This window comes from Pseudolactococcus yaeyamensis, assembly GCF_054658615.1.
The window spans coordinates 1-3,239 of sequence record NZ_BAAGGP010000145.1; the positions used below are offsets into that span (position 1 = coordinate 1).

The following is a 3,239-nucleotide window of genomic DNA, read 5'->3' on the forward strand; positions in this document are numbered from 1 at the left end:
AAGCAAAATCCGTGAGTCCATTCCAGAACTATTATCTCTGAGAAACGGCTCAGTAGTCAAGTGAAAATTAATATCAATTAGGTAAAAATCGTAGTGGTTAATCACTACTAGAATATATTATACGAGGTGAATTGTGAATGCGATATACTTGCATATTTAAGTTGAGAAATATAGAATGTAATTACCATTGATATTCCTAAGATAGTGATTTAGCGGATACCAAAAAAGTGAGGGAAAAAATGACTTTATATGATACAATCGTCATCGGTGCCGGTCCTGGTGGGATGACAGCAGCGATGTATGCAGCACGTAGTGAACTCAAAGTATTATTGCTTGAACGTGGCGCACCTGGTGGTCAAATGAATAATACCGCTGAAATCGAAAATTATCCAGGCTATGAAACCATCATGGGGCCTGAATTATCGATGAAAATGTATGAGCCACTTGAAGGACTCGGTGTCGAAAATGCTTACGGTATTGTCCAAAATGTGACGGTCAACGCTGAGGGTATCAAGCAAGTTATCACTGAAGATGAGGTCTTCGAGACTAGAACCGTGATTATATCAACAGGTGCGCAACATCGTCACCTCAATGTCTCCGGCGAAGAAGAATACGGTGCGCGTGGTGTCTCTTACTGTGCGGTCTGTGATGGCGCCTTCTTCCGAAATCAAGATATTTTGGTTGTCGGCGGTGGTGATTCAGCCGTTGAAGAAGCGCTCTTTCTCACGCGTTTCGGTAGCTCCGTGACCATTTTACACCGTCGTGATGAACTCCGCGCTCAAAAAATTATCCAAGAACGCGCTTTCTCAAATGATAAAATTTCATTCATCTGGGATTCAGCCGTTGAGGAAGTTTTGGGCAATGACATAAAGATTACAGGCGTTCGGATTAAAAATCTTAAAACGGGTGATATCACAGAAAAAGCATTTGGTGGCTTGTTTGTCTATATCGGTATTGATCCAATGACAGATACAGTGAAAGATCTGGGGATTACGGATGAAATTGGCTGGATTATCACTGATCAAGGGATGCAGACTAAAATTCCGGGGATTTTCGCAGTCGGAGATGTTCGCCAAAAAGCCCTCCGTCAAATCACGACAGCAGTCGGTGAGGGGGCATTGGCTGGTCAAGGTGTTTATCAATATATCACAGACAATGCTTGAAGCAGTTGTTTTAGATGAGTCACAAAAAATGAAGAAGAATCGTGAGGTTTTCAAATTTGACAAGTCTACAAAAAATTTGCTATAATAATTATCGGGCACCGCTCAGGCGGTCGGACAGCTAGCTCCCAGTATTGGGAGCTTTTTATATTTATTTTCCCATGTGTTTAAATTAAAGGAGATAATAGGTAAATGACAAAGTATATTTTCGTCACAGGTGGTGTGGTTTCAGGTATTGGTAAAGGGATTGTGGCGTCAAGTCTCGGTCGTCTTTTAAAAAATCGTGGGCTTAAAGTCACAATTCAAAAGTTTGACCCCTACATCAATATTGACCCGGGTACAATGAGTCCTTACCAACATGGGGAAGTTTACGTGACAGATGATGGCGCAGAAACTGACCTTGACTTGGGTCACTATGAGCGTTTTATGGATGTTAATCTCAACAAATATTCTAACGTGACAACAGGTAAAATCTACTCAGAAGTTTTGCGTAAAGAGCGTAAAGGCGAATATTTGGGGGCAACGGTTCAAGTTATCCCACATATCACAGATGCCTTGAAAGAAAAAATTAAACGTGCCGCAGCAACGACGGACTCAGATGTCATCATCACTGAAGTTGGCGGAACTGTTGGTGATATCGAGTCATTGCCATTCCTTGAAGCCTTGCGTCAGATGAAATCTGATGTGGGTGCGGACAATGTCTTCTACATTCATACAACTTTATTACCTTATCTAAAAGCGTCTGCTGAAATGAAAACTAAACCAACACAACACTCTGTTAAAGAATTACGTGGTTTGGGGATTCAGCCGAATATGATTGTTATCCGGACAGAAACACCAGCTGAGCAAGGGATTAAAAATAAAATTGCACAGTTTACAGATGTCGCACCGGAAGCCGTGATTGAGTCGCTTGACGTAGAGCATTTATACCAAATTCCACTTAATTTACAAGCTCAAAACATGGACCAAATCGTTTTGGATCATTTGAAACTTGATTTGCCAAAAGCGGACATGACAGAATGGACAGAAATGGTTCACCATGTCATGAACCTTAAAAAATCAACTAAGATTACTTTGGTTGGGAAGTATGTCGAGTTACCTGATGCTTATATTTCTGTCGTTGAAGCCTTGAAACATGCCGGCTACCCTGCGGACACCGACATTGACCTGAAATGGGTTCAATCAAACGATGTCACGCCTGAAAATGCTGCTGAGCTTTTGGGCGACGCTGATGGGATTATTGTGCCGGGAGGCTTTGGTCCCCGTGGCACTGAGGGTAAGATTGCGGCGATTCAGTATGCGCGTGAGCATGATGTGCCGATGCTTGGCGTTTGTCTAGGCATGCAGTTGACGTGTGTCGAGTTTGGTCGTAACGTGCTCGGTCTTGAAGGTGCCAACTCAACTGAGTTGAATCCTGAGACGAAATTCCCAATTATTGACCTCATGCGTGACCAAATCGACGTTGAGGATATGGGAGGCACGCTTCGTTTGGGACTTTACCCAGCGAAATTGAAAGCACACTCAGTGACAGCAGCAGCCTACGATAATCAAGAAGTCATCCAACGCCGTCACCGTCACCGTTATGAGTTTAATAACGCCTACCGTGAACAGTTTGAAAAAGCAGGACTCGTCTTCTCAGGTGTTTCGCCTGATAACCGTTTGGTTGAAATTGTTGAAATTCCAGAAAATAAATTCTTCGTTGCTTGTCAATATCACCCAGAATTGTCAAGCCGTCCAAATAGATCAGAAGGGCTTTATACAGCCTTTGTCAAAGCATCTGTTGAAAACGCTGAAACGAAATAAAACACAAAAAATGCTAGGATTGATGTTCTAGCATTTTTTGATTTCTAAATAAAAAAATAAACCCCAAGGCTTATTTCAGACTGAAGACAAACGACCGATAAAGTCATAGTGTCGAGAAGTTAGTTGGAAGATGAAAACCCAGTAATATCAAGTCTAGTGGTAATAAGTCAAGTAAGACTTGTAAATTTATTTTACAAGATTTATGAAACTAAGGTACACTAAATAAGCCTACGAAAAATTCATTTTTTCGCAAGTGCTATCAAGGACTTGTGCTCA

Annotated in this window: 2 protein-coding genes; both read left to right on the plus strand. The window is 41.7% G+C overall.

What is annotated here, in order from left to right:
• Positions 1-239 precede the first annotated feature (239 nt).
• Positions 240-1,163 carry a thioredoxin-disulfide reductase gene (trxB, locus tag ACYQ21_RS15035; RefSeq protein ID WP_460059444.1) on the plus strand — a complete coding sequence of 308 codons (924 nt, stop codon included), beginning with the start codon at positions 240-242 and terminating at the stop codon, positions 1,161-1,163.
• A gap of 189 nt (positions 1,164-1,352) precedes the next feature.
• Complete coding sequence (locus ACYQ21_RS15040) at positions 1,353-2,963, plus strand: CTP synthase (protein WP_460059446.1); 1,611 nt, start codon at positions 1,353-1,355, stop codon at positions 2,961-2,963.
• The last annotated feature ends 276 nt before the right edge of the window (positions 2,964-3,239 follow it).